5 protein-coding genes are annotated in these 4957 nt (G+C 46.7%); 3 read left to right on the plus strand and 2 right to left on the minus strand.

Going from position 1 to position 4957, the window contains the following annotated elements:
- The first annotated feature begins 374 nt into the window (after positions 1–374).
- The 3 genes from QZP87_RS06920 (at position 375) to QZP87_RS06930 (ending at position 2642) form a co-directional block, all read left to right on the plus strand.
- Positions 375–542, plus strand: coding sequence for a hypothetical protein (locus QZP87_RS06920; protein WP_291322188.1), 168 nt, complete (start codon positions 375–377; stop codon positions 540–542).
- A 177-nt stretch (positions 543–719) separates the two neighbouring features.
- Positions 720–1367 (plus strand): site-specific integrase, encoded by a 648-nt coding sequence (locus tag QZP87_RS06925; protein ID WP_291322189.1) that lies wholly within the window; start codon positions 720–722, stop codon positions 1365–1367.
- A gap of 357 nt (positions 1368–1724) precedes the next feature.
- The gene (locus QZP87_RS06930; RefSeq protein WP_291322192.1) at positions 1725–2642 is read left to right on the plus strand and encodes an exopolyphosphatase; all 918 of its coding nucleotides are present in this window, start codon (positions 1725–1727) and stop codon (positions 2640–2642) included.
- 111 nt (positions 2643–2753) lie between these two features.
- On the opposite strand, the gene QZP87_RS06935 is transcribed toward QZP87_RS06930, so the two are convergent.
- Both QZP87_RS06935 and QZP87_RS06940 read right to left on the minus strand, forming a co-directional pair.
- Positions 2754–3266: a hypothetical protein gene (locus QZP87_RS06935; protein WP_291322190.1), complete on the minus strand. Its 513-nt coding sequence runs from the start codon at positions 3264–3266 to the stop codon at positions 2754–2756.
- Positions 3267–3578: 312 nt separating this feature from the next.
- Complete coding sequence (locus tag QZP87_RS06940) at positions 3579–4595, minus strand: GGDEF domain-containing protein (RefSeq protein WP_291322191.1); 1017 nt, start codon at positions 4593–4595, stop codon at positions 3579–3581.
- Positions 4596–4957 lie beyond the last annotated feature (362 nt).

The raw sequence follows: 4957 nt of genomic DNA on the forward strand, positions 1-4957 counted from the left end.
ATGCGGTGGAGACCATGTGCATACCAGGTTCTTCATTCCTGGTATGCACATAAAAAAACCTCTTTTATCTGTGTACATCTGTGTGATCTGTGGGCAGTAGTCTTTTTTCTTAAAAAATTAAGTGCGGAACAGTCTCAGTGCCAAATGCTGAACCCCCGTCATGGCTCAAATTTTTCTTGTTTTTTTGTGACAGGATTTCAGGAGTAAGTCACTAATATACCCATAAAGTCAATTTCATCGCAATGCGAGAAATCCTTTTGAAATCTTAGTTGCACAACTGTAGTCCCGGCGTACTATCTATTGATGCCTTCAAGTGGTAGTCTTGTCCTCAGATTTCCCTAAATAGGGTAACTGCAACCCAATGGAGGTTAGCTATGAGGACTTCAAAGGCTGTGGAAGCGTTTATGGGTTACCAGAGGATTAACTCTGGGGAAAAAACAATCAAGAATTATAAAATCTTGCTTCACAAGTTTGATGGTTATCTCGGAGAAAAGGAGATTAGCCAGGTCACCTCAGAGGACTTTTTCAATTTCCTTGCTTAAAACAGCGAAGGACAAAAGCAGAGTACGAAACGACTCAAGTTCACCCTTATCAAGGCCTTTTTCAATTTCATAACCGCAAATGTTGATGTAAAGCTTCCCAATCCTTGCCATACCCAGGTGCTTAGAAAATCCTTTCGTGATCCCACCGGGAGACAATGGAACATACTGGAAAAAGATGTGGTCGATGAAATTATTTTCAGAACGGACAATCCCAGGAACAGGCTAATACTCGAACTGATGGCCAGAGGGGGAATGCGGATTGGCGAGGTCCTTAATCTGAGGGCAGACGATCTTGATGATAGAAAGCTTTTCATTGATAGACCCAAAAGTGGCCGTCAATCCGAAGTGGTTTTAATCCCCAGGAAAGTAGCAGAGCGGCTTCGGGAATATATTAGATCAAATGGGATTTCTCCAGCCGAGCGCATTTTCCCTATTGGCTACACTGGTGCAAGAGCTATTGTCAAGAAATCAGGTCAAGCTGTAGGCATTAATCTGTGCCCGCACGACCTGAGAAGTCATGCTGCAACCTACGCCTCACGTGCTGGTGCCCCACTGGAAATTGTGAGCAAGGTCATCCTGGTCATGCCAATCTGGCCACCACACAACGGTATCTGGGCAAGGTCAGCGATACTGAAGCTTTGCAAGGGATTGAAAACATCTACCGTTAAAATCAACCCGGAGGCAGGTTTAACTGTCTGCCCCAACGACTCAAGCTTTGAATTGGTATTCCTCTCAAATCTGATACCGGACTATTCCCATCCCATAGCCGTAGTGCTCGCTTGCTTTATTCTGCATACTCGGAAAGGGCCTTTTCAAGACTTATAACCACACCGGTTTGGCCAGGTAGTCATCCATGCCGGCCTCCAAGGAAATTACGCCAAAAAACGAAAGACCTTCAACAAGATCTAAGACTGCAGAAAACCGGTCAAGCAGTACTATATTTACTTTCACGATGGAAAGCTTGGCGGGTCGTGTTATCTCAAAATATCCTCATACCTGCCGTTTACTTGTGAATTCCACTTTAATGATTTCCCTACAGTTATTCATTTTGCAGGTTTTGAGAGCAGCTGTCCAGGAGTTCAATGACCCAAAAATGACTGCAACTTTTTTTTCCTTGACAAGGCAAGTCTGTACGTGTTTGTGGATAGAAGGCAAATGAAAAAAAGGAGGAGGAAGAATATGATGAGGCTTGTTACCAGATCTGATTTTGATGGGTTGGGGTGTGCTGCGGTGCTTAAAGAAGCCGGAGTGATTGATGACGATATCAAGTTTGTTCACCCCAAGGATGTCCAGGATGGCCTGATCCAGGTTGATGAAAATGATGTTTTGGCCAACATACCCTACGTTCCAGGATGCGGGATGTGGTTTGATCACCACTCCAGCGAAGTGGAAAGACTTAAGGACTTGGATTTCAAAGGAAAAAGCGACCCTCATGCATTGAGTGCAGCCAGGGTGATATATGACTACTACGGTGGGATAGAGAAGCTTGAAAATCCTCATCTGGATGCCCTGGTCCAGGCCGCTGACAAATTTGATTCTGCCGATTTCATCAAGGAAGAAATTTTAAATCCCCATGGATGGGTCCTGATTTCCTTTATTATGGACCCCAGAACCGGATTGGGAAGGTACAAGGATTACAGGATCAGCAATTACGCTTTGATGATGGACATGATTGACTATTGTCGCAAGATGAATGCCGATGAGATACTTGAACTTCCTGACGTCAAAGAACGGATAAGCAGGTATTTTGAGCAAGACCAGGAGTTCAGGAATATGCTCCTGCAAAACAGCCGCATATATAATAACGTGGTAGTCCTCGATCTGCGCAGTCAAGAGGAGATTTTTACCGGTAACCGGTTTCTCCTGTATGCTCTGTTTCCGGAGCAGAACGTATCAGTACAGGTCATGTGGGGTTACCAGAAGCAGAATATCGTCATGACCTGCGGACATAGCATATTTAAACGCGACTGCGGGGTGGATATCGGCTCTTTGATGCTGAAATATGGCGGAGGCGGACACAAAAAGGTGGGGACCTGTCAAGTACCCATTGATGATGCCGACAGGATACTGCAGGAAATAGGTGACCAGTTAAACTCTTAGGCAGGAATGGCGCGCCAGGTTGAGGCGGCTGTCAATCCAGGCCAACTCCTCTCAGGATTTTCTGTGACTGGCCTAAAAGATACAGCCTCGCCTTTTATCCAGAATATGCATTTAATTTAACAGTAATGCTCCGGACTTCAACTTGTATAGACTACCTGCACGTTGCAAGTCAGGGTGCCCATACTTCTTGGCAGCTTGCGCCCAAGAAACCCGACCGTCGAACCCGGCCAGCGTCTGTGGCCAGCCGTACTTTACAGCATTGGCAAAGTACCGTGAAGAGGCGAGCGCCACCACTGCGATTCGTAAATGACCAAGATAGGGCAGCTCGCGTATGCGTTTCTTGTCGAGCTCGAACTCTTTATTCTGCTTCGAGTTAAACTGCCCACATACTTTCGCTTCCACTACTATTAATTGATTTTCGCCAAACAAACAAAAGTCAAAGGTTCTTTTTGGAGGGAACCCTTTGCCCTTCGCTGACCGACCAAGTTGCCAGAGATAGTCGCGGTAAAAGCACACCTCGAATCCAAGGTCCCATGCTCCGCCCGTGGGGTAGTCCAGCTGGGCCGAATCTATTAGCCATGAAGCAAATCCTTGAATGTCCTTTACAGCCTGTGAATAGAGCACGAAACAGAAGTACCTTTCATCACGTGTCCACTCCGACCATGGATGCCCTTTTAGACCGGATTGATCAAAGCCTTTTTCTGATCATACCCAAAGCACAGAGTGTGGTCAGTTCCCATTAGCCACCCAGATTCATACAATGTCCGTTTTCAGGGTGAAAGAGGTGTTCTGAGCAGCCAACCTGTTTTGGAAAGTATGATCAGGAACTCAGCAAATTATTTAGTTCCGACCCCAAAGTGTTCTTTTTTTCCCAGGTTAAGGCGTACTTACTGAGCACATGCTCGTTTCCGCAGTGAATCTTCGCGGTTTGCCTTGTTAACAATTCAAGTGGTATCTGTTCCGGCCGCTTTTTTTTGACTGATACAGACAATCATCGGCGTTTCTAAACCACTGCTCCACGTCATCCTCCACTTTGAGCAGCGCTGCTCCCATGGATACGGTTACCGGCATATCGTTACAGCGCAGCTCCGCATTGATTTTCTCTTGCAGATTCTTGCACACTTCAGCCAGCCCCTGGGCCGTGACGTTGGAAAGCAGGACCACGAATTCATCGCCCCCGTAACGGAAGGTTTGGTCGCTGCTGCGTAAGGCTGTGCTTATCAGGTGGGCCAGATCCATCAGGACGCGGTCGCCCCTGGAATGGCCCATTTTATCATTGATTTGCTTCAAATTGTCCAGGTCAATAATGACCAGGCCAAATTCTATGCCCAGGCTCTGCTTGGCGTTCACGGCAAGGGCCAGCTCATTTTCAAGACTTCGGCGGTTTTTCAGGTTAGTCAGCCCGTCCCTGGCGGCCAGATTCTGCAATTTTTTGCGCTGCCCCATATTTCTCTTGGCAAAGGCATAACTGAAAACACTCACGCAAACGCTAGTGGCCAGAAAGCTGAAAAGATGCACAGTGGATGGGAAAATATTTTGCGCCCAGATTAAGTCGCCCAAAACAATCACGCCAAGGCCACTTAAAACAAGGACCATGGCAATCCAGGGAGGGGTCAGATGAAACATGAAAATGGTCAAAGGGTAGAACCATAAATACCCTTCATCGCCCCTGGCAAGCGTAACCACCACCATGCCAATTAAGCAGATCGTCGAGATGGCCAGGCCAGGTATCCTGGTCCGGCCTGTCCGCAACGCCTGCAAAGCAAAACCGAGACACAGCAAAACCAGAATGGCATTGGACACGGCAACGAGGTGGTAGCCGGAAATCAGGCGGTAGATAGTAAACGGCGTGATAAAAATACAAGCCAAGCCAGCCACGATCAAGATCAGGGTAAGCTGTAGATCGTCAGAGATTCGTTGACGAAGAGAGGTTTGCATTTTGGATTTGATCATAATTCAACTACCAGGATGGTCACTCCTGTATCTCCCTATTATGCTGTTTTCATTTGGGAAAATTGTGTTTACAGATGGAAAACACAAAAAAATACGTATCTATTCACCACATGGCAAGAGCTGACTGTGACTCGGGTTTGTGATGTCCGCAACTCCCTGCCGAGTCTCCGAAAGACAATCCTTTTATTCGCGCTTGAATCTGAGTATATTGGTTTAACCGGACCTCATTTATTTTGAAATCGTATCTGTTTAGCGCTTTGCATGTGGCATGGGGACTGGCTCTTCCGGGACCCACTTGTCCCAAAAAATGAGATACTTTAAGCACAAAATGATGCTCAAGTGGGTCCCGGAGTGCCTGTCCC

The organism is Desulfonatronospira sp. (assembly GCA_003563255.1).
Classification (GTDB): Bacteria; Desulfobacterota; Desulfovibrionia; order Desulfovibrionales; family Desulfonatronovibrionaceae; genus Desulfonatronospira.

What these genes read in the sequence shown, in the direction of transcription:
- QZP87_RS06920 (WP_291322188.1), top strand. Translation starts at nt 375, where the DNA reads ATGAGGACTTCAAAGGCTGTGGAAGCGTTTATGGGTTACCAGAGGATT.
- QZP87_RS06930 (WP_291322192.1), top strand. Translation starts at nt 1,725, where the DNA reads ATGAGGCTTGTTACCAGATCTGATTTTGATGGGTTGGGGTGTGCTGCG.
- QZP87_RS06940 (WP_291322191.1), bottom strand. Translation starts at nt 4,595, where the DNA reads ATGATCAAATCCAAAATGCAAACCTCTCTTCGTCAACGAATCTCTGAC.